Raw genomic sequence first — 22266 nt, forward strand, 5'->3', positions numbered from 1 at the left:
GTCCGCAAAAGGGCGGTTCAATGGATTATTCAAATAGCTGCTGTTATTCCGTGACCAGAACCCGTGGTGAAGTGCTGCGGATAACGCTGGAGGCGATCCAGCAGCCGAGACCGGCCACGGTTATACTAAGCAAAGCGAGGAAGGAGATGCCAGCCCACTGCATTAGGAGCGGCAGCTTGACAATACCATAGGAGGAGAGCAGCCCTCTTAATATGCCGGGGAGGAGGAATACCCCGCAGCCGATGCCCAGAGCCGTACCCGCTACGGACAGCGCCACAATGCTCCAGGTTACTGCACCCCGGATGTTATTCGAAGTCAGCCCGATGGATTTGTAGATGCCATAGGTCTTGGTTTCCTTGCGGATATGAATCCGGCAGGTACTGTAAATAATGAGGCAGGTGACCAGCAGAAACAGCAGGCTCAGAATGCTCATCGGAATGATCAGGACCGCCGTAGCTTCCTTGAATACCGAATCGAGCAGGGTTTGCTGTTTGATGGCCTGAATTCCAGGGCCATATTTGTCATTCAGCTGCTGCACTATCTTATCTGCATCATTGTCGTTTATTAAATTCAAGTAAGCTGTATCAGGGTGAAACTGGGTGAGCGCATCCGAGGTTATTCTGGCCTGATTGGACATATTGGCAATCGACTGATAAATGCCGGTCACTGTGAAGGTATGCTGCTCTCCTTCAACATACAGCTCGATAACATCCCCCAGCTCTTTCCCGAGCTGCCTGGAGATGTTGATGCCGATGGATATTTCATTGCGGTTGGCCGGATTTCTGCCGTTTAAGGAGGCGAAGCCCACCTCATCCAGACTTCCTTCTACGGCATTAAGCGGAATGCTGAGGGATTGTGAAGCATCGTCCACCTTCCCGGAGCTTCGCATGGTTTCCGCAGACACAACGCCGATGGATTGGCCCGCCCAGTTAAGGTTCAGGATAGCGGGATCGGCCTTAACCTCGGCATTCAGAGCTTCACGGTCGAAATCCGCTTCGTTCACGACCATGACAACAATATCAGAGGCATCATAACCCCACAGCGGCGAGGTTTTCTGCATTTGATAGATGCTGTTCAAGAGGACGAAGCCGAAGACCAGCACTGACGTTGTAACGGTGGTCAGAATAAGCATCAGGATAGAGCCCTTAAGATTTTTGGTTACATTTCTCAGCCCGATGACAGCAGGAACCGGCCAGCGCTCAAACTCACGGCCCCGCTTTCCACGGCCATTCCAACGTTTGCCAAGGCTGCTGTGCGAAGCTTCAGACATACCATAACGAATGGCCTGCATCGGCTGAATGGAACGGGTTTTGCTGGCATAAATCCACACGCATACAAGAATCAGCAGCAGCATCCCTGCTCCGACCATCCAATCAGTCCAAGCTCCCTGGAGCTGGATCGAGGAATAATCTGTCTTTAAGAAGGATAGAGACTGTTCAATAATAACTCCCGATAGAAAGCGGCTGATCCATAGCCCGGGCAGGATGGACAGCAGCGCAAGAAAACTGTACTGGGCCACGTAGGTGCCTATAATCTGCCTTGAAGTCAGACCCATGGATTTAAAAATCCCGATGGTTTTGTAATTGGCCAGAATTGCATCCGAAATCGTAAAGCTGATCGTAAACAAGGCAACCAGCATCATTACAATGCCAAGGAAGCTCATGACAAAACCGATGATTTTGTTCATGATAAAGTAGAAAGCTGAAATTTGCTCATAGCTGTTCATCTCTTCCATAAATGGAGTGCCCAGAAATTTCTCAAACCGCTCCCAATAATCAGCACGCTGGCTGTAGTCAGCGAAACGGAGTCCCAGAATATATGAATCTGTGTCTTGAACAGAGCTTAGATCCTGCTGGTAGTCACTGCTGTTCATCCAGATCCGCGCTGTTGTGGAAAAGGGCCCTCCCAGCGGAAGGTCGATCACAACAGCAGATACAGTTAAGCTAAGTGGAGTATTACCTGTCTTGAACTGAAGCTCGTCACCAATGGAAACATCATATTTATAGGCGAGCGAGGTTGGAATCCAAATCGTACCCTGCTCGGGATGAGCAGTCTCCGGTCCTTGGGCAAATACAAGCTCATCTGTGCCAAAAGGCCGGTCCGGTGTATTCATCATATACAAATACAGGTTGGGGATATCTTCTCCGCGGTGTTTAACTCCTGCCAAAGGCTTGTAAGGCAGCAGCACGGATGCCGTTACGCCATCCTGCTGGGACCACCACTGGGCTGACTTCTGCGGATTATGAAGACCTCTGCTGAACATTAATAGTTCATGGGAGCCTTTAGTGTCGCGATGCAGGCTTTCGTAAAGATCTTCCGAGTTCGAAATAACGGTTATCGCGGTGTTCGTCAGCAGCGTGGACAGCAGAATAAGCAGTGCAATCAGACTGTTCTGCACTTTGCGTTTCCTCAGATTCCCCCAGCAAATCGTCATTATTGCATGCATTACGTAAGGCTCCCTTCACGGGAGATGTAGGAGAAGATGAGGGACTCTCTGTCCTGCAGCTGATCAGGGGTAAAAGCACCAAGCTCCAGCACGCCGCCAACCTGACCATCCCGGATAAAAATCAGCCGGTTCGCACGGCAGGCCGATTTGATATCATGAGTGACCATGACGATGGATTGTCCCTCGGCATTCATGCTTGTCAAAATATCGAGTACCGCAACGCCCTGATCATAATTCAGGCTTCCTGTCGGCTCATCTGCAAAAATGATCTCAGGCGTATTGATTAATGCCCTCGCAATAGCAGCTCTTTGCTGCTGGCCCCCGGACACCTCAGCCGGCAGCCGGTGCTGCTGCTCCTCAATGCTCATGGCCTTCATCAGCGACAAGGCTTTCTGCTTCACTTCACGCCGTGGTCTTGCTGCAACATAGCCGGGTAAAGCGATATTTTCCAGCAGTGTCAGATCAGGCACAAGATTGCTGCTCTGATAGATATATCCGATTTTCCCGGCTCTCAGCCCGGAAAGCTCCTTCTCGGAGAAGCTGTCCATACGCTGCTGGCTGAAATGGACTTCACCTGCGGTGACCGTGTCCAAACCGCTAAGCAAGTAGAGCAGCGTTGATTTTCCCGACCCGGAATCTCCCATAATTACGGTGAAATCCCCTTGGTAGATGTCCAAATCAATATTTCGGATGGCGTGGAATTGCTCGCTGCCGGTGGAATAGGTTTTACACAGGTTTTTGGTATGAAGTATCGCGGTTTTCGGCATGCATAAATCCCTCCAGGTATCATTTTCCTTCATTGTAGAGGGGGAATCTTGCAATAAGCTTATCAGGTTATTAATAAATTATTACAAGGCAAGGAGCTGTCAGCATATAGGCAGGGTGAAATAAAATTCGGTCCCCTGATGTTTGGCGCTTTTAAAGGAAATGGTGCCATGATGGGCTTCAATAATATGTTTGCAGATCGACAAACCCAGTCCGGACCCCTCATTGAACCGTTTCTCAAATTGTGAAGGCGCATGTCCCTGAAAATAACGTTCAAAGATAAAGGGCATGTCCTGCGGCAGAATTCCCTCGCCTGTATCGGATACGGTCACCGTAAGCTGATGCTGTTCCTGAACGATGGCTACCCGGATCGTATCTCCGGCAGAAGTATGCTTCAGCGCATTGGCGATAAGATTGGATAGAAGCTGTTCGATTCGGACAGGATCTATGCGGATCAGCACGTTTGGGATTTCGGAAGGCTCAGCAAATTCCACGCCTGCCGTACGGATATAAGGGCCCATTGGCCTGAGAATGGACTCGAAAATCTCCTTACTGTAATGCTCCGCGGGATGTACAGAAATTTGGTCCAAATCTCTTAAAGCATGCACCAGCAAATCCTCGACCAGCATGGCCATCTTGTTGGCTTGCGCCTGCATAATCTCCATATAGGCCATAACCGCCGGCAGATCGGAGCAGACCCCTTCGCGGATCGCCTCAATATAGGCTTTGACGATGGTCAGCGGTGTTTTCAAATCATGTGAAATATTGGAGATGAGTTCCTTCTGGGCCTTGCTCTGCGCTTCTTTTTGCATGCTTAGCGTCATAATTTCACTCCGCATTTGATCAAATACGGCGTAGACCTCACCGATTTCATCCTGCTTTGCATATTCGGCTTTCTGCCCGTAGTTCCCCTTGAGAATGGCCTCGGCATGATCCTTTAAACCGTTAACCGGATGAAGGAGGTCGTGATTGATTTTGTACCGGAGCCGGAATAGAAGCAGCAGCACGAGGAGCAAGGCTATCATCAGCAGAGTGAACATGGCAGGAAAAGACGCAGTTTGCCTATAAGCGAGGAGTGAGCCGGGCAAGGTGAAGATCGCATTCCCAGCCTGCACTCCAGAATCAGGATCAACAACCGGGAAGGCCAGTTTGAACATTTCCTGTGCTGTTTTGGAGCTGTATAGATCATAATGCAGATCACTTTTAAGATTCAGCTTGTCCTTATTCATGGAATGTGGAGCAGAGGAGTCGAAAAGAAGGGTACCGTCAAGGCCAGTGTATTGCAGGTGGAGCTGCTTCTCTTCACTCCACTTACGCAGTTCTTCCCGTATCCTGTTCTGACTGGAGATTTCGGTGTGATGCTGCTCCAGAACCAGCATAATGCCGCTTATCTCAATACGCGCCTGATTCACCACTTCGTCCGGAAGAACATCCTGCTCCGTAGCCGAAAGTCTATACTGAATGAACGCCCCGCAGCCCCCCATAATTACAATACAAGCGATGGCTGAGGCGAACCACGGTTTAAACCAATTTCTCCAATACATAGTTCAGCGGCTCCATTCTTTGATTTAATCCTGGTTGAATTTATAGCCGACTCCCCATACGGTTTTGAGATACTCAGGATTGGAGGGGTCCGCTTCAAGCTTCTCCCGCAGCCGGCGGATGTACACGGTAATGGTGCTCTCATCCCCATAGGAGGTGTAGCCCCAGATTTGATCGAGCAGCTGGCTCTTGGAAAATACCTGGTTTCTGTGCTCGGCCAAAAAGAACAGCAGCTCAAATTCCTTGGCAGACAACGAAATCTCACGACCGCCTTGCGTTACCTTATAGGCTTTTTTGTCGATGGTCAGGGTACCGATAGAAATCAGTTCGTCCTGCGGCAACGGAGTTCCGAGGCTCTCCATTCTGCGCAGATGAGCCTGAATTCTTGCCACCAGCTCGCTGAGGGAAAAGGGCTTGGTCATATAATCATCCGCACCGAATCCCAGCCCCAGCACTTTATCGGTATCGCTGCTACGGGCGCTTAGAATGAGAATTGGCGTCCGGGTTTTATCGCGGATTTGTCTGCACAGCTCAATCCCGTTTGCATCAGGCAGCATGATATCCAGAATAATGAAATCGGGCTGTACTGCTTCAAGCAGCCGAAGACCGTCCACGCCATTGTCTGCAATATGTACGTCAAAACCCTGCAATGTAATATAATCCTTCAGAATACGGGAAATGTCCTGTTCATCTTCAATGATGAGAATCCGTTTGCGTTGCTGCATCGTTTACACTCCTACTTGTTTATTCTGCTTCCATTATATAGGGCATTCCGGAGATTCACTATAACTCCTTATGTTCTCTACGGTTTCGGGCAGAACATAGCTTTATTATCGGAAGTATCGTCTGATATAATAGGCTTAACTATACAAATTTAAAACATAGGGTTACTTGCTGCAATTTGGAGGAAATACATAATGATTGAAAGCACAAAACTTCACATCCCCCATGGCCGCAACTCCCTGGTACCCCGGCCAAGTCTGATGAACAAGATCAATGAAGGAATGACTGCAAGGCTGACTGTTGTATCAGCACCCGCCGGTTACGGGAAGTCAACAGCGTTAAGTGAATGGGTCAAATACAGCGGATCGCGTGCCGCCTGGGTGTCCCTGGATAAGCAGGATAACGACTGGATCACATTTTGGAGCTATGTGGCAGCTGCGGTCGAGGAGCAGTTTCCTGGGTTTGGTGCCAGAATCCGGCCTTTGCTTAAGAAAGGTTCCTCAATCTTCTCCGAGCCTGCACTGGACGTTATGCTGAATGAATTCAGAGAAACTGCTGCCGATCTGGTCATTATACTCGATGATTATCATTTCATCAGTCTCCCGGAAATACATGATTCGCTGGTCTATCTACTCCAGCATTTGCCGCCTCATATTCACTTTTTTATCGCTGGCCGTACCGACCTGGCCATACTGGCCAGCAGTATAACGGAAGCAGTTACTGTACATAAAATTACTATGCAGGATTTGAGCTTCCAATTGGATGAAGGGATGATCTTCTTCCGGGAGACAACGGATTTAAGGTTGACGAAGAAACAGGTGACACAGCTCTACCACCAGACCGAAGGCTGGATCAGCGGACTGCAGCTGGCCGCAATTGCTCTAAAGAGCAGCGATAACATCTCCCGCTCCATTGATGGCATTAGAGGCCAGCATCAGGACATCTCCCGCTATTTGCTGGAGGAAATGTTCTCTCATCTGCCTGAGCCCATACGCGTATTTCTATTGGAAACCTCGATCCTGAGCCGGATGAACCATTCCATCTGTGAAGTGGTAACCGGTCAGCCGGATTGCCAGGAGCAATTGGAGAGCCTGGAACAGCTGAATTTGTTCATTATCCCTTTGGACGATCAGAGAAACTGGTACCGGTATCATCATTTGCTGTCTGATTTTTTGCAGGAACAGCTGACAGCCGAAGATCCGGCAAAAATAACTGAGGCCCATATCCATGTGGCGCATTGGTGGGAGCATTATGGATTTGAAGCGGAAGCGGTGGAACATTACTTGGAGGGCAAGCAATATGAGGACGCTGTCCGGTTGATTGAGAAGAATATCCTTCACCTTTTGCAATCCAGAAGTGTTGTGCTCAACCGATGGTTATCCGTCATTCCTGAGCATTATTTTGCCGGGAAACCAATGGTGGAAGTCTTCTATATCTCTGTGCTGCTCGGAGTGGGGAAATGGAAAGCAGCTTTTAAAAGAATTCAGCAGGCTGAGGTTTCATTCCAAACCCTGCAAGCCACTTTAAGCGAACAAGCATATCATCAGGCGATGGGCAACATCTACTTTATGTGTTCGGTCTCCGCCTATCTGCGCAAAGACTTGGTAAACATGTCGAAATACTTCGAAGAGATGGAGCAGCATATCCCGGAGGGCAGCTTTTTTCAAACGATGGGGCGCAACAGACACCAGGGATATGATGCCTTCGACGATCATTTGGTCTATATTAACGATCTTCATTATGCAGAAGAGACACTGGTGAAGTGGATAACTCTCTGGGAGAGTAATCGGGAATATCCTTTTGTAGGTTTCCTGTTTGTCTCCTATACCAAGCTGCTCTACGAGTGGAACCGCCTGGAGGAAGCGGCTGTTTCTATTCATAAGGCGCTCAAGCGTGAGGATATTAAGCCTTATGCACGGATATTGATTCACCTTACGGTCAGCGCCGTGAGAATTCATACTGCCCAGGGGGATCCGGAAGGTGCTTCGGAGCTGCTTTCCGGTCTGGGCTCACAGATTGATTCCCCGGATCATTTGCTATTTATGAAAAGAGTTGAAGCGGAGCAAGCCTTCTTGGCACTGGAACAGGGCCGGGTGGAAGAGGCCCGCGCCTGGCTGCAGAGCTGCGATGTAACCTTTACGGACGAGGTGTCTCCGAACCTTGTTGCCGAGCATCTGATCTTGGCGAGAGTGCTTGCGGCTTGCGAACAATCAGATAACGCACTGCAGCTGTTGGAGCGGATGTATCAGTTATTATGCAAGGAGGACCGTCAGCGCGGCCAGATTCAGGTGCTGGTCCTGCAGAGTGTGCTTCATCAGGGTATGGGACAAACGGAGACGGCCCTTGGTAAATTGGGAGCCGCGTTGCATTTGGCACAGCCGCAGGGCTATATCCGCAGCTTTATTGACGAAGGTACTGCTATGAAAGAGCTGCTAACCTCTTATTTGAAGCTGGGGCGGGAGAGCAATATGCGCAAGCGTACCGAGGTTTCCGCGGAGTATGTGGAGCGGCTGCTGCAGAGTTTTGAATAGAGGGTAACTCTCTGGCAGATGGCCAGTACTCCGTAAGTACTTATTAATAGGCGGCTGCGCGATTCCTTGGTGCTCGATCGGCGCTAGCGGCAGGGAAATAGGTACCATGCGTACCCGAATACGTAACGCGCCTGAAAACTCGCACCGGAATACGTAACGTACCCGAAAACTACCGGAAAATGCACCGGAAGCGCACTGGAAGTGCACAAGAAAAAGTACCAGAGTACGTACTAGAAGAAGTACCAGAATACGTACCGAAAAAGTACCAGAGTACGTACTAGAAGAAGTACCAGAATACGTACCGAAAAAGTACCAGAATACGTACCTAGCAGATCATCCCCGCAAGTTGCGGACTGTATAGCCTCTATTTATGCTGGATAGCTCTTTTTAGCAGGTTCGCGGACCGTATAGCCTTTATTCGCCTTCAGTTACTCCTAAATAGGAGAGATTTGAGCAAATAGCTGCATCTGAGTCCGAAAGTTGGGTATAAGATCCGAAGTTTTGCAAATAAGGTCTCACCGGTCCGCTTGAGGTTATTCGATGCACATTATTGCAAGGCTGCGTGTTTCCTCAGCCTGTCCTCCTCAGCTTATCCATTCATAGTCCCAAACGATTACCTCGTTATAACCGAAGCCGGTAGGTACGTATACGCTGTTTGCCGCTCTCAATGTCAATCAGCTGCTGTTCAACCAGGTTTTGCAGGATTCTTCTGGCATGGCGATTGGTTACCTTCAGATGTGCAGTCAGTTCTACTGGTGTGAACGGACGCAGTAACCGTCTCGCATAACGAAGAGTCTCAGCTTCAAGCCAGGTTAATGTGGAGGGAACATCGGTTGCGATGAATTTGCCAATAAAAGCGAGCACAAGCTGCTGACATTGTTTCGGTTCTTCTATAACTGATAGGTAAGCAATCGGAAGAAATGTCCAGGAGTCCAGCGATAACAAACAATGGCGCATGCACAGATCCTTGAACCTCCTGACATCAAGATCTCTGGCATGCGGACCATAGCCCTGAATTTCAATTCCGCCTCTGGTACCTCCTGGCATATAGGCCAAATCCAAATACCGGTAGCCATTATTGAAATCCCGAACCTCCCATTCAGGAAACAGATGGTCAAAATTCCCGACTGCCGGAAACCAGACTCTCCTTAAAAATTCAACCGTTCCATGTCCCAAACCTTTGGTCACCAGTTCCCTCCGTCTAGGATTAAGCTCATTCGTGAGATTTTTTTCTAACCATTCCATGTACTGCTGCTCAAACCGTGCCATTACTTTCCCTCCCTAGGACTATGGTCATTTCATACCGTTTAAGAATTGTTACGGACAAAAAGAAAAGCCGCTTTCGCACCACTCATCCCGGATTGATACTCGAGAGATGAATAGTGTGAAAGCGGCGTGTTCTTCACGACCTATAATTCTGATTATACCTTGAAAATTCCAACTCAACAATGAAAGTAGAGAACCCTCCATTTCAGAACCATTTTCTTCACACCAGTAATAACCAATTCTATGATAGATTAGAATGAGGCCGAAGGTCGGGCCAATTTAATTATGTGGAAGGATTATAGGACTATGGAAACTTTGCATCAGCAATTTGATTTCAACAAGCTGTGCGCAGCTTGCGATTTGGGGAAATTAACAACACAGCCGGAACGAATTTTCGGCGGGTTCCTTCATAAAATGTACCGCTTAACTACGGACCGAGCTGAATATGCTGTAAAAGTGCTGAATCCGCAAATTATGAAGCGGAGCACAGCGATGGAGAACTATATTTTTGCGGAAAAGGTGGCAACTCTGGCCCGTGAGCAAGGAATAAACGCTCTTCCGGCTATCGTATCGAAGGGGAACTTTATGCATGAAGTAGAGGGTCAATATGTGCTGCTGTTTCCTTGGGTGGACGGAAAGCCGCTATCCTCCGGGACCATTGATAGGGATGCCTGTGAGAAAATTTCCGGTATTCTCGCAGGCATACATCGCATAGATTTCTCTCAACTTACAGATGAAGCTGATTCAGCCAAGGAAGATTATGTACCGTCAACCGTGGATTGGCAGAGTTACGCCCTCAAGGGAGAGCAAGCTCACTTGGAATGGTCGTCCATGCTGACAGAATACTTGAATAAGCTGCAACAGTGGGAGACGCAGGCGAACGCAGCAGGGGCTGCATTGATGAATAACAAGGTGATCAGTCACAGAGATTTAGATCCGAAAAATGTGTTATGGGATAACAATCATCTTCCGGTTATCATTGACTGGGAAGCAGCCGGGGCAGTTAACCCCATGCAGGAGCTGATCGAAGTAGCTTTGTATTGGTCGGGCTCTGAGACGGGGAATGTTAACAAAGACGCTTTCCGTACAATGATCAGCACATACCGCAAGCATGGAGGCAAGATCGGCGATAACTGGCATGATGTGCTGAATTGCGGATTTCAAGGGAAGCTGGACTGGCTCAGCTATAGCAACAAACGCTCGCTAGGAGTGGAAAGCACAGACGCTGCGGAACAAGAGCTGGGAACGAGTCAAGTCATACCGACAATACAAGCTATGGCGGATTATGCTGATTTTATACCGGTCTGCATAGAGTGGCTGGAGGAAATGGAGGTTTGATCCTGCCTTTTGATAAGTTGGGTGAATTTGTTGACCGGTGCTTACCCGTAAATGGCCACTGTTAACACGGACAAGAAGGCGATCCCGGCTAAAGGGGTCATGATCCATTTTTCTTTTGGACTCTTGGAGAAAAGGTTGGCGAACATATTCAGGCCCAAATAAACAGCAATGATCCAGATGAAAATAGATGTGAAATGAAAGCTGAATCCTATGGCAAGGACTCCGGCGTGTTGCAGCGAAACTGCTGAAAAGAACAAGAGAATGAAAACCGACAGCAGACTGAAAAAACGCAGCTTTCCAGGCAATTTGCCTTTATATCTCCCGCCCATTGTGATCTCGCCCCAGGGCAAACCGAACGTCAGCAGCAATTGGATCAAAGCAATGATTATGAACAAGAGAGTGCTAAGCTTTGCCGCTGCCTGTATGTAAGAATTCTCCATCGTGTTAGCTCCTTTTTACTTTCTTTACAGTCCTCCATATTTTACGCTTGGTTAGTTTATATAGTCCATATTAAATTAAAAGCAAACAGCCATATCATTGGATAGGGCTGTTTGCTCCAAGCTAATGTCTAGTATAACGGATTTTTCTTTTGGCTTTGAGAAGATTCGCTCTACGGCTTCTGAGCTGTCTGATGATGCTTAGTTCGGTTAAGGAGAGGCGGAGAGTCTTTGACCGTTTCACTTTCGAATGTAGTCTTCTGCTTTTTTTGTAACGAAGTTTAAGGTGGGTGACTTTCCGCTTTCTCCGTTTCAAATACGTTCTGAATTTTCTCCACGGCGTCAGGCTGAGGTATTTATGATGCAGACCTGCCCCCGGAGAGTTTTGATCCCAAAACTTTTCCGTGCCGGTAAAATGGACAATTTTATTATGGAAGTCATGATTGGGTATAAACTGGTTGAAGAAATTGAAGCGCCGATCCAACTGAAGGTAATTTCCTCCGAAAACTGCATTTAATGCATCCTGATCAGGCATCGTAGAATCCGGGAAACTGCGCAAAAAGTGCAGTGTTTCTTCGTACCATTCCTGGTGGCAGCGGATAGTATTCAGGGCAAACAGAACCACTCCGGAATTGAAGTAACGCTCGGGAACCAAACCTTTGGAATTGATAACATGTGCAACTTCCATAATGCCCTGATCCCAAACCGCGCCTAAATAATACTGACCCAGATCAATTCGCCACAGCTCTTCAAGGTCCATATTGACCAGCACATCGCAGTCCAGATAGATGATTTTTTCAACCGGGATAAGTGCGGGAAGAAGCAAGCGGTACATACATGCCTGTGTCCATACATTAATTGAGCCTACATTTTCCAATACCTGAAGCATGTTTTCAGGAAGAGTAATGGGATAGAAGGTAATGGTGTGTTTATATCGGCTTGTTAGTCTCATGAGCTTTGACTTGTTCTCTTCCGTTAAAGTCTGATCATGCAAAATATGAACATTAACACGGGAAGCGGTATTGTGGAAAACCGAGGCTAAAACAACTCCGGCATGCTCGGCATAGTGTCCATCCTGATCCTGAAAAGCTAACGCAAGTTCGATCATATGCTTATTCCTCTCTCAACATTATTGTGTGAATGTACCATAGTATACGTTTGCCATGGATACATGGATCAGGCGAAATGCCTACTCCATTCACCCATTTTCAACGGTCTGCTGATGGAAGGAAACAGGCGACGTTGACTTGAACTTGTCTAGTTTCCGGATTCAATTTAATATTGAGATAAATTAAAGTGTTTTCTTCGAGGAGGGTCAGCATGAAATACGAGTCGGAAAGTCCGGAAAACTATATCAGCCAACTGCCGGAAGATCGTCAGGAAGCCATTACGCAGCTACGGAGCACAATCAAGGGGAATCTTCCAAGCGGCTTCGAGGAAACGATGTCCTATGGCATGATTACCTATGTTGTTCCACATCACTTGTATGCGCCGGGTTATCACGTGAATGCTGAACAGCCTCTTCCATTTATAAGCATAGCCTCACAAAAGAATTTTATCGCACTGTATCATATGGGAGTGTATATGTACCCTGAGCTGCTGGCGTGGTTCCGCAGGGAGTATCCGAAGCATGTCCAGACAAAGCTTGATATGGGCAAATCATGTATCCGGTTCAAAAAAACAAACAACATTCCATACGGGCTTATTGCCGAACTGAGCAGCAAGATAACGGTGCAGGAGTACATTGAAATCTACGAGCGGGAAACAGAAAAGATCAGAAAAAAATAATTCATGCTGGGAATTCCCCGCCGGCAGGCTATAGGAGGGAAATGTTATGGACAACAAAATTACTTATGAATCTGTGGATGATTATATTTCGAGATCTGCTCCTGAAGTTCAGGAGATCCTCCAAACGTTGAGAAAGGTCATTCAAGAATCGGCCCCTGAGGCGAAAGAAAAGATAAGTTATCAGATGCCTACTTTCGAGCTGCATGGCAATCTGGTCCATTTTGCGGCATTTAAGAAACATATTGGATTGTATCCGGCACCGAGCGGGGTTGAAGCCTTCAAAGAGGAGCTGGCCGAATATAAGGGAGCCAAAGGTTCCGTTCAATTCCCTTTAGATAAGCCCATGCCCTATGATTTAATCCGCCGGATCGTCGAATTTAGAGTGGCTGAGAATCTTCAGCAAGCTGAGGACAAAGCGAAAAAGAAGAAGCTGCAGAAGCAGGAGAAATCATTCAGGGCGAACCTGTAAGTGAGGTGGAAAATAGTGACGGAACGGATTCCCTGCCAAAGCCAAAACTGTGCGGCAACCATTTTACCGGCTACTGCCCACAAAACGGGCGGATTCTGCATGCCGTGTTATCAGGAACAGGAACGCAGCAAACGCCAGGCTTATATTGAACAGCACCGCAGGGATGTGGATCTGTATAAAGGAATCGCTGATCCGGTGGAAGTGCTTAAGATTATGCATACAAAACAAGCCTACGACCCTTTGATCCGCTATCTGCCTTATCCCTTAAACCGCGAGCAGGTGTATTCTGCCTTGTCGGGTGAGGATGCAGAGAGGATGAAGGCATATGCATTAGATTTGCTCAGTGCCGGTGACGAGGAGACCAGCGTGGATATTCTTTTGTCGCTGCTCTGTTACAACAACGTGCGGCTTACGGACTGTATCCCTGTGCTTATCGGCCATGAGCTGTATTACCCGGGGATTCTGTATAAAGATGCTTCAGCAGAAGTCCGGGATCAGCTGCTGGAACAGGTGGAACAGGATAGTGAGAACCGCAATCATCTGCTGCTGGCCTTAGCCTGGATAGGAGACGGACGGATTGTTCAGCAGTTTCAGCAGTGGCGGGAGCAACCGCCCCGGTGGGCGAAAGAGCTTTTTGTTTCACCTGATCAATACTCACTTGAAGCCGGCTGGGAGCTTACAGAATCGGGAGTGCGGCGGGATCTGTTTTCTCACACCGGATTTGCCATTGAACGGGCGGCAGAACCACTGAATGCTGACCTTGCTGCGAATGAACCGGCACGGTTTCTGGGAGCGGGCCCGGAGGAATGCCCGTGGTGCGGCAGCGGGTTTACGCGGCTGATGGAACTGCGGAATAATCATCCGTCGGTTCGTGATTTGGCTCTGGCAGATGAGTGGCTTAAGGTGGATACATGCCTGTCCTGCGGCAGTTACAGTGTGATTTATATGGAAACTGGAATTCAGGGAGAACCCCGCTGGAGCTTATACAATCAAGCACCGCAACCTTTGCCGGATCTTAATCTTGGAGACGATAATGACGAGTATTTAGCCGCTGCACCCCGCCTGCATCTCGCTGCTCAACCGCGAAATGCATATCATGCCGTGGAGTGGACACTGGAACCCGCAGCCTCACAGGTTGGCGGACACCCGACCTGGATTCAGGATGCAGAATATCCGGCTTGTCCCTGCTGCTCTGAAAATATGATGTTTATAGCCCAGTTGGATTGGTCACAGCTTGGCCCTTACGGAGAGGGCATCTATTATATGTTTATTTGTCCGAAAGATAAGATTACGGCTACGGTATATCAGCAATCCTAGTATATTAACGTCACTGGAGAAATTGGGAGGTACTGCCTGAATATATGGAGGACCCTTATTCTCTGGAGCTACAACTTGATTCTATTGTGAATATCATGCTGGCCCATAAATAAAACCAGCCCAAGTAGCCGCTGAACACCTTCGGGTGGGAGGCTTCTTGTATTCCTACAAAACTCCCGGAAGGTGTAATTTTAGTCGTTGCCTTGTTTGGATTTATATTTTACAGTAAGATTTGTAAATACCATGATCTGTAACTGTGCTTGGTGACATAAGGCGCTGATTGGGGGGTGTAAACCTTGTACCAGATTATTGATTTCGTACTCAACAAGCTCCATGCAAAGCCTGCGGAATAAACAGGGCGAAGCTTGGCATGGAGCGAAGGAATAATTTCGCCTGTAGTAACTTAAAAGTTGTGTTTATTAAGCAGGCTTTGCCCTTAGAATATCTATTCTATTTTAAGGAGCGAGCCCATTATGGATTATATAAGAGCGACGGATGTGTTCCCGGAACGACTACTCCAAGAGATCCAGCGGTATATTCAGGGGGAATTGATCTATATTCCAACCCGTTCAAGCGAGCGGAGAAAATGGGGCGAGAATTCAGGTGCGGCTAACTATTATGTTGCCCGTAATGAGAAGATCCGCCAGAGTTTCCGCGAGGGTGTAACCATCGACCAATTGTCAGACCAGTTCGGATTGTCGGTGGAGAGTATTAAGAAAATCGTATATTCGAAGAGATAACATTGACCCGCAGATGAATCTGCGGGTTTTTAACTTTATGAGGAGCCGCGAGCAGCGTAGTGTTGCGACAGCATAAGGCGCTGGATTTCAAGGTGCGATGATGGAGTTAGTTGGTGTGTGCGACGGCACTGATTTCGATCAATTGCCCAGGGGAAGCCAGGAAGGCCACACCGACGAGACTGCCGGCTGGCCGGTGTTCTCCCATGTATTCCTTGAACAGTCCGACGCATGTCTCAAAGTGCTCTTGCGCGTTTGTCAGATAGATCTCCACATAAGCGAGGTTTGACCTCGTGACACCAAATCCCGCCAGCACGCGATCGAGATTCTCCAGCGTCTGCCGGGTCTGTGCCTCGATATCGCCCCCGCCAACGAACGCGCCCTCCGTATCATGGGAAAATTGTCCCGAAATGTAGATGGTGCCGTTGACGCTATAGCCCTGGGTGATGCCGTGATCCCAAAGATCGTGATTGTAGGTTTTGACAGTAGCCATTTTTTTCTCTCCTTTACTTCAAAGTAAGGTCAGTATAAAGTGAACGTAAATAAAAATATAGTACGCACTTTTTTGATAGGTACTACCAGAAAGGATAGTGTAAATATGAGTATGGCTGAATATAAAGGTAAGGTTAAAAACATTCAAGATACACCATTTGGTTATACCTTGTCCGTTATTGGCGGTAAATGGAAGATGGTGATTATGTACCTGCTGGCAGAAAACCAACCGGTTCGCTTTAATGATCTGAAAAGACAGATTGGTGCTATTACGTATAAAACATTGAGTTCACAACTGAAAGAATTGGAAGCTGACGGTATGGTGATACGGAAAGAGTATCCACAAGTTCCCCCTAAAGTCGAGTACAGTCTCACAGATAAAGCCGAAACACTATTACCTGTTTTGGAAGGTTTATGTGAGTGGGGGACGATACACCAAAATAATTAGATGAGGCCTGGTTTACAACCTTTAATAAGAGATCTCGGTATATCATCCCAGCCTGCAATTTCCTTACAATAAGGTCATACAGAAGACTAAGGGGATGATTAACGATGACAGTACGGTTCAGAGCCTACACTCCGGAAGATATGCTGAAAGTACGCCAATTTCTTTCACATGTTTATAGTAAACTTGGGCGGCCGAATAGTTGGCTGATTGCACGCTTTGAATTCGAGATTTTTTTCCTGCAAAAGAATGCCGGATGGCTTCCCGAGTGGGAGCAGAATATAGGGTTATGGGAAGAAGAGGATGGTAAGCTGGTTGCCGTAGCCTGCAAGGATGGCGATTTCTATTTCCAGCTCGATACAGAACAGCCGCAGGAAAGTCTGCTCATGGAAATGTTCGAATTCATTGAAGAGAGGTCCCGCCAGGGAACAGCCGGTTATTGCAAACTGGCTGTTCCGGCCTTTATGCCACAGCTGGAAAAGATGGCGCTAAGTCGCGGATATGAGCTTCTTCCGAACGAAAGCGATAATTTCGTTTCTATCGCACTGGGCCGGATTTTTCCTGTGGAGATTCCATCGGGGTTCACTCTTTGCTCTGGAGCGGATGTCTCTAATAGGGCTAAGGCGCAGGGGCATATTATGGCGTTCAATTATCCGGTAACTCCATATGCGGAGCAGATGCTTCAATATTATGGAGGGATTGCTGAAGCTCCCGGTTATCGGCCTGAGCTTGATCTGTCACTTGTTAATGGGCAAGGGGAGGTCGTGTCTTTCTGCAATGTTTTTCTGGATGAGGAGAACAAGATGGGCATACTTGAACCGGTGGGTACTCATAGAGATTACAGGTTGCATGGGCTGGGGCGAACGATTATTTATGAAGCTCTAAACCGGCTGCGGGCAATGGGGATGGTCAAGGCATATACGGGTCCCATGCAGCCTTTTTATGAGCATATCGGTTTTGAGCTGGACGTGGAGCTGACCGTGTGGAAGAAAGAAATATAGTGTTCTATTTTGAACGTAATTCCCTTTATAGCGCACAAAAAAACCAAGCTCTGAGGTACTGGGGCTTGGTTTGTTGTATGTACTATTTTGAGGCGACTCTAATTCATAATCCCGATATCGGAAAATACAGATCACACTCGCAATAATGCTTGTTGCCCTTGGCGTAATTAATATATTCAAAGCTGAACTTCTCCTCTAATTGAAAAGGTACGGTCGGCATCCAGGTTGCGGTGATGTATTCCCAGATTTCACTCAGAGAGTGCGGCGTAATCTCCTCAGGCCGATGCAGCCCGATGTAGGTAAATACACCGTATTTATGCGGTTTAATATGTTTGATATTCAGGTCAGGCGGGATGATGCTGCTGTGGTTGATTTGCAGGGAGGGCTGGTAGATCATAGACCCGGTAAAGGGCTCGGGAATGGAAGTGAAGCCGATATAGACATCCTTCTCTACCGGATTCATAATCCTGGAACGGGAAAGCGTGAAGAATTCGACACCATAACGGGCCGCAGCCTGGGACAGCTGGTTGTCCTCTGCATAAATAGTATAGGTGGGCCCTGCTATTGAAAAAGGGGGCAATACCGAGATGGAGCGAAAAAAAACGAGGCCATCTCCGGCGCGGCTCATAAAGTCGGCATTGAACCGGTCCAGGATATTCAGCGGCGAAGGCGATCTGCGCCATTTGGCCGGAGTGACATGATACTCTTCCTTAAAAGCCCTGTTGTAGGTCCGTTCACAGCTGAAGCCGTATTTGGCGGAAATATATTCAATGCTGCTCCGCTGATTCAGCAGATCGCCAAGCGACAGGGCAATCCGCCTTCTGCGCACATACTCCATTAGGCCAGTGGCTGTAGCCCCTTTCCAGATGCGCAGCAGGTGGAATTTGGAGACATTGACATGCCCGGAGATATCATCAAGACAGAGCGTTTCCAGCAGATGCTCTTCAATATATTCCGTTGTCCGGTTGATAGTTTCCAGTAAATAATGATCCATTGGGGTCTCCCTTCCAGCAATTTCTGTCCGGTTTTCATGGAAAACGTGAAGTATAATTTTACCACAAGCTCCAGAATCGGCAAGCGATTTCAATCATATGGAGCGGGTGGAGGATCATTGGATATGGATGATAGAGTACTGCTGGAGTTAAAAGACCGCTATCTGGCCGCGACCGAAAGCTTCGTGGACAGGGTCAGGGAAGATCCGAACGTTATTGCCGTCATTGTGTGCGGAAGTCTCGCTTATGATTCAGTCTGGGAGAAAAGCGATATTGACATGGGCCTGGTCGTCCGCGACCAAACCCTGCAACAGAACGCTTATTGTCTCGTGGAGGATGGAATTACTATAAACGTCCAGCTGTTTGAGAGAAGTACCTTCAAGCGGGGTTTTGAGCGAATGATCGGCGGCTCGATGCCGCAGTCTTTTTTTGCGAAGGGGCGGATGATCTATACTTCCGATGACAGTCTCTATGACTACTTCGAAGAATTCAAGCAGCTGGGAAGTTATGATATTGCGTTGTCCCTGCTTTGGAATGCCTGTGAGTTGATTGATGTGTACCACAAATGCCAAAAATGGCTGACGGTGCGCAAAGATCTGCTTTATGCCCAGTATTTTTTGCTTAAGGCAGGCAATCTGATAGCCAATATGGAGCTGTGCTCACAAGGTGAGCCGCCGATCCGGGAGTCGGTCCTGAAGATCCTCGAACACAGTCCGGAACGTATGGCCCCCTTTTATCAGAACCCAATGTCCAGGCGCTTAAGTGAGGATGAAATTCAGAACGCCATTGACACGATAGGACAAGTTCTGGACCGTCATCTTGACATGATCAAGCGCCCGGTCGTTGAATTTATGGCAGATCAGGAGATGAAGACCGTAACCTTGCTGGCGAAGCATTTTCATATGCAAAGTCATTTCTTGATCAACATCCTGGAGTACATGGCCGGGAAGGGTGTCATCGAGAAGGTGTCACAAACGATCCGTATCACCTCCAAGAGCAAACCGGCCGTCGAGGAAATTGGTTTCTTGTATATTCCATAAAAAGAAGGGGGAATTCGCATATGTCCGTACGCACGACAATTGAAATATCGGGGGCCAAGCAGAACAATCTCAAGAATATCTCCGTAGAGATCCCGCGGGACAAGTTAACGGTCATCACCGGGGTATCCGGCTCCGGCAAATCCTCACTCGCGTTTGATGTTATCTATGGGGAGGGCCAGCGGAGATTTCTCGATTCGATCTCGAATTTTGCCAAAAGCCGGATCAGCCAGGTGAAGAAAGCAAAGGTTGATTCTGTACGGGGCTTGTCCCCGGTCATTGCCATAGAACAGAAAAAGGGTAACAATAATCCCCGCTCCACCGTAGGGACTGTAACGGATACCAATGATTATTTGCGTCTGTTGTTCGCGACAGCGGGTATCGGACATTGTCCGGAATGCAGCCATCCGCTCAAGCAGCTGTCTGCGGCCCAGATCGCCGAGCATATCTCGGCACTGCCTAAAGGTACGGTCGTTGAGCTGCGGGCCCCTGTATACAAAATCTACGGGGAAGACTACAGCTATACTTTTCAGCAGCTGCGGGCTAAAGGCTTCAAGCATCTGCTTATTGACGAAGCTCCTGTGTCATTGTCGGAAGAGATTGAGCTGGATGAATCCGTAACATACCGGATTGAGATGGTTATTGACCGGTTTACTTTAAAGCATGACACCTACATACAGCTGACTAAGACCATCGAGGCGGCAATGCTGGCGCTGGATGAGGATATATTGATCAAGGTAGAAGTGATCGGGGGAGTGGAGGACGGGTTCTACGACCATTTTGGCTGCCGGGAGCATCATTTCTTCCTTTGCGATATGCAGCCGTTCCATTTCTCCTTCAATACTCCGGCAAGCGCCTGCCATACCTGCATGGGTGTAGGCATGTCCTATGTCGTGGAGCCGCGCTTTCTGGTGGTTGCACCGGAGAAAAGCATTAATAAAGGAGCGCTGAAGAACACGGTGTTCAACACATCGGGCAAAGACAGCTACCGCTCGGTGATGATGTACAGCTTGTCCCAAAAATATGGCTTCAGCCTGGATACACCATTCCATGAACTTCCTACATCGGTTCACGAGCTGCTCTTCTTCGGCACCAAAGGCGAACTCGTCCCCATGCTGCACCCGCCTACCTCACAAAAGAAGAACTGGATTACCGGCCGGGACCGGCCGTTTGCGGGATTTGTGCATGAGATGGAACACTGGTACAAGCAATACATCCGCAAGTCATCCACCTCGGAGGCGTTTGAGCCGACCTTTATCAAGGAGTGTATGATCGAAAAAATATGCCCGGCATGCGGCGGAGCGAGGCTGAAGAAACAACGGCTCCAGATTACGGTCGGGGACCGGAATTTTGACCAGCTCACCCGTATGCAGCTGCATGAGCTGCTGGGATTTCTGGATGGCTTGACCTTTGAGGAAGAGGTACGGGATGTAGGAGAGACCATTATCCGCGAGCTGCATACGAGAATCTCCCTGCTGATCGAAATCGGGCTTTATTACATCAACCTGGGCAGAAGAAGCGACAGCATGTCCGGAGGCGAAATGCAGCGGATCAAAATGTCGACGCAGATCAGCAGTGAGCTGATGGGCATGCTCTATATTATGGATGAGCCGAGCATCGGACTTCACCCGCGCGATTCGAGCAAGGTGATTGATACGATGAGAAAGCTGTGTGATATCGGCAATACGATCATTGTGGTTGAACATGATCTGGATACGATACAGTCTGCCGACCATATCATCGAAATTGGTCCAGGACCCGGTATTCATGGCGGGGAGATTGTTGCGAGCGGAACGATGCAGGATATTATGGACGAGCCGGAGTCGGTTACAGGCCAATACTTATCCGGAAGCGCAAGCATCCCCATTCCCAAGCAGCGGCGGAATCTGGGAGATCACTTCTTATCCATTCAGGGAGCCCGGGAGAATAATCTCAAGAATGTGGACCTGGACATTCCGCTGGGTGTTTTTATCTGCGTGACCGGGGTATCCGGCTCAGGGAAAAGCTCGCTGATCAACGAGATTCTGTCTAAGCAGCTGAGAATAGATAAAACGGGTGCACGGATTGTCGCCGGGGAGCATGATTATCTGTTCGGTTCGGAGCTGCTAAACCATGTGATCAATATTGATCAGACACCGATCGGGAGAAACAGCAAATCCAATCCGGCCACTTATATCGGGATATACGATAAAATCCGAGACCTGTTCGCCATGCAGCCTGATGCCGTAGCGCGCGGGTATCAGCCAATCGACTTCAGCCTTACCCATGCCAACGGGACACGGTGTGAACACTGCGCGGGCGACGGAATTATCGTCACAAGCCTGCAGTTTATGGCTGACATTGAATCCATCTGCCCGGTGTGCAAAGGCAACCGGTTCTCTGAAGAAGGTCTTGAAATCAAGATCCGGGATAAAAGCATAGCCGATGTTCTGCAAATGACTGTGGAAGAAGCCAGTATCTTCTTCGAGGACCATAAGTACCTTAAGCATAAACTGGGGATTATGAACGAGCTGGGACTGGGATATATGACCCTTGGCCAGAGTTCAACCACCTTGTCCGGCGGAGAAGCGCAAAGAGTGAAGCTGGCTTATGAATTGGGCAAGATCAAGAAAGGCGCCCACAACCTGTATATTCTAGATGAGCCTACAACGGGATTGCATCTGGCGGATATACAGAAGCTGCTGCTTGCGCTGAACAAGCTGATGGACAGCGGGCATTCTGTCATCGTCATTGAACATCATCTGGATGTGATGAAGTCGGCAGACTATATCATTGATATGGGACCGGAAGGCGGCAACGAGGGCGGATATGTTGTCGCGGAGGGAACTCCAGAGCAGGTGGCGCAAGTGGAAGCTTCCCATACCGGAAGATACCTGCGCAGTGTGCTTGAACCGAGAGAGGTTAGAGCCTGGATAGTTTAATCTGCAAGGCATACCCCGT

General features: G+C 48.4%; 19 protein-coding genes. 10 read left to right on the top strand and 9 right to left on the bottom strand.

The window, feature by feature from the left end:
• Positions 1–43 precede the first annotated feature (43 nt).
• From NSS79_RS11350 to NSS79_RS11365, 4 genes are all read right to left on the bottom strand, one after another.
• Positions 44–2446 carry an FtsX-like permease family protein gene (locus tag NSS79_RS11350; RefSeq protein WP_342439435.1) on the bottom strand — a complete coding sequence of 801 codons (2403 nt, stop codon included), beginning with the start codon at positions 2444–2446 and terminating at the stop codon, positions 44–46.
• Entirely contained in the window at positions 2446–3213 is a 768-nt protein-coding gene (locus NSS79_RS11355; RefSeq protein WP_342439436.1) for an ABC transporter ATP-binding protein, read from the bottom strand. Before NSS79_RS11355 ends, NSS79_RS11350 begins: the two co-directional genes overlap by 1 nt.
• Before the next feature lie 99 nt (positions 3214–3312).
• Entirely contained in the window at positions 3313–4755 is a 1443-nt protein-coding gene (locus NSS79_RS11360; RefSeq protein ID WP_342439437.1) for a HAMP domain-containing sensor histidine kinase, read from the bottom strand.
• Positions 4756–4779: 24 nt separating this feature from the next.
• The gene (locus NSS79_RS11365) at positions 4780–5478 is read right to left on the bottom strand and encodes a response regulator transcription factor (protein ID WP_342439438.1); all 699 of its coding nucleotides are present in this window, start codon (positions 5476–5478) and stop codon (positions 4780–4782) included.
• Between the two features lie 192 nt (positions 5479–5670).
• Between NSS79_RS11365 and NSS79_RS11370 the strand changes: the two genes are divergently transcribed.
• Positions 5671–8007: a hypothetical protein gene (locus tag NSS79_RS11370; RefSeq protein ID WP_342439439.1), complete on the top strand. Its 2337-nt coding sequence runs from the start codon at positions 5671–5673 to the stop codon at positions 8005–8007.
• A gap of 621 nt (positions 8008–8628) precedes the next feature.
• On the opposite strand, the gene NSS79_RS11375 is transcribed toward NSS79_RS11370, so the two are convergent.
• Positions 8629–9276 (bottom strand): transcriptional regulator, encoded by a 648-nt coding sequence (locus NSS79_RS11375; protein ID WP_342439440.1) that lies wholly within the window; start codon positions 9274–9276, stop codon positions 8629–8631.
• Between the two features lie 303 nt (positions 9277–9579).
• Between NSS79_RS11375 and NSS79_RS11380 the strand changes: the two genes are divergently transcribed.
• A complete protein-coding gene (locus tag NSS79_RS11380) occupies positions 9580–10611 on the top strand; it encodes a phosphotransferase (RefSeq protein WP_342439441.1) in 1032 nt (343 codons plus the stop codon).
• Positions 10612–10652: 41 nt separating this feature from the next.
• Here the strand turns inward: NSS79_RS11380 and NSS79_RS11385 are convergent, their stop codons facing one another.
• Together NSS79_RS11385 and NSS79_RS11390 are read right to left on the bottom strand one after the other, a co-directional pair.
• Complete coding sequence (locus tag NSS79_RS11385) at positions 10653–11051, bottom strand: hypothetical protein (RefSeq protein WP_342439442.1); 399 nt, start codon at positions 11049–11051, stop codon at positions 10653–10655.
• 121 nt (positions 11052–11172) lie between these two features.
• On the bottom strand, positions 11173–12156 hold the full coding sequence (locus NSS79_RS11390; protein ID WP_342439443.1) for a glycosyltransferase family 8 protein: 984 nt from the start codon (positions 12154–12156) through the stop codon (positions 11173–11175).
• 212 nt (positions 12157–12368) lie between these two features.
• Between NSS79_RS11390 and NSS79_RS11395 the strand changes: the two genes are divergently transcribed.
• From NSS79_RS11395 to NSS79_RS11410, 4 genes are all read left to right on the top strand, one after another.
• The gene (locus tag NSS79_RS11395; RefSeq protein WP_342439444.1) at positions 12369–12836 is read left to right on the top strand and encodes a DUF1801 domain-containing protein; all 468 of its coding nucleotides are present in this window, start codon (positions 12369–12371) and stop codon (positions 12834–12836) included.
• 46 nt (positions 12837–12882) lie between these two features.
• On the top strand, positions 12883–13305 hold the full coding sequence (locus NSS79_RS11400; protein ID WP_342439445.1) for a DUF1801 domain-containing protein: 423 nt from the start codon (positions 12883–12885) through the stop codon (positions 13303–13305).
• A gap of 15 nt (positions 13306–13320) precedes the next feature.
• The gene (locus NSS79_RS11405; RefSeq protein WP_342439446.1) at positions 13321–14622 is read left to right on the top strand and encodes a DUF1963 domain-containing protein; all 1302 of its coding nucleotides are present in this window, start codon (positions 13321–13323) and stop codon (positions 14620–14622) included.
• Between the two features lie 473 nt (positions 14623–15095).
• The gene (locus tag NSS79_RS11410; RefSeq protein ID WP_038589292.1) at positions 15096–15362 is read left to right on the top strand and encodes a CD3324 family protein; all 267 of its coding nucleotides are present in this window, start codon (positions 15096–15098) and stop codon (positions 15360–15362) included.
• A gap of 106 nt (positions 15363–15468) precedes the next feature.
• Here NSS79_RS11410 and NSS79_RS11415 read toward each other — a convergent pair whose 3' ends face one another.
• Positions 15469–15852: a RidA family protein gene (locus tag NSS79_RS11415; RefSeq protein ID WP_342439447.1), complete on the bottom strand. Its 384-nt coding sequence runs from the start codon at positions 15850–15852 to the stop codon at positions 15469–15471.
• A gap of 105 nt (positions 15853–15957) precedes the next feature.
• On the opposite strand from NSS79_RS11415, the gene NSS79_RS11420 reads away from it, so the two are divergent.
• Complete coding sequence (locus tag NSS79_RS11420) at positions 15958–16299, top strand: helix-turn-helix domain-containing protein (protein WP_038589298.1); 342 nt, start codon at positions 15958–15960, stop codon at positions 16297–16299.
• Positions 16300–16403: 104 nt separating this feature from the next.
• Positions 16404–17297 carry a GNAT family N-acetyltransferase gene (locus NSS79_RS11425; protein ID WP_342439448.1) on the top strand — a complete coding sequence of 298 codons (894 nt, stop codon included), beginning with the start codon at positions 16404–16406 and terminating at the stop codon, positions 17295–17297.
• 103 nt (positions 17298–17400) lie between these two features.
• Here NSS79_RS11425 and NSS79_RS11430 read toward each other — a convergent pair whose 3' ends face one another.
• Positions 17401–18291, bottom strand: coding sequence for an AraC family transcriptional regulator (locus tag NSS79_RS11430; RefSeq protein WP_342439449.1), 891 nt, complete (start codon positions 18289–18291; stop codon positions 17401–17403).
• A gap of 123 nt (positions 18292–18414) precedes the next feature.
• Between NSS79_RS11430 and NSS79_RS11435 the strand changes: the two genes are divergently transcribed.
• Positions 18415–19329 (top strand): nucleotidyltransferase, encoded by a 915-nt coding sequence (locus NSS79_RS11435; protein ID WP_342439450.1) that lies wholly within the window; start codon positions 18415–18417, stop codon positions 19327–19329.
• 20 nt (positions 19330–19349) lie between these two features.
• On the top strand, positions 19350–22247 hold the full coding sequence (gene uvrA, locus NSS79_RS11440) for an excinuclease ABC subunit UvrA (RefSeq protein WP_342439451.1): 2898 nt from the start codon (positions 19350–19352) through the stop codon (positions 22245–22247).
• The last annotated feature ends 19 nt before the right edge of the window (positions 22248–22266 follow it).

Source organism: Paenibacillus sp. FSL L8-0436 (genome assembly GCF_038593025.1).
Classification (GTDB): domain Bacteria; phylum Bacillota; class Bacilli; order Paenibacillales; family Paenibacillaceae; genus Paenibacillus_AQ.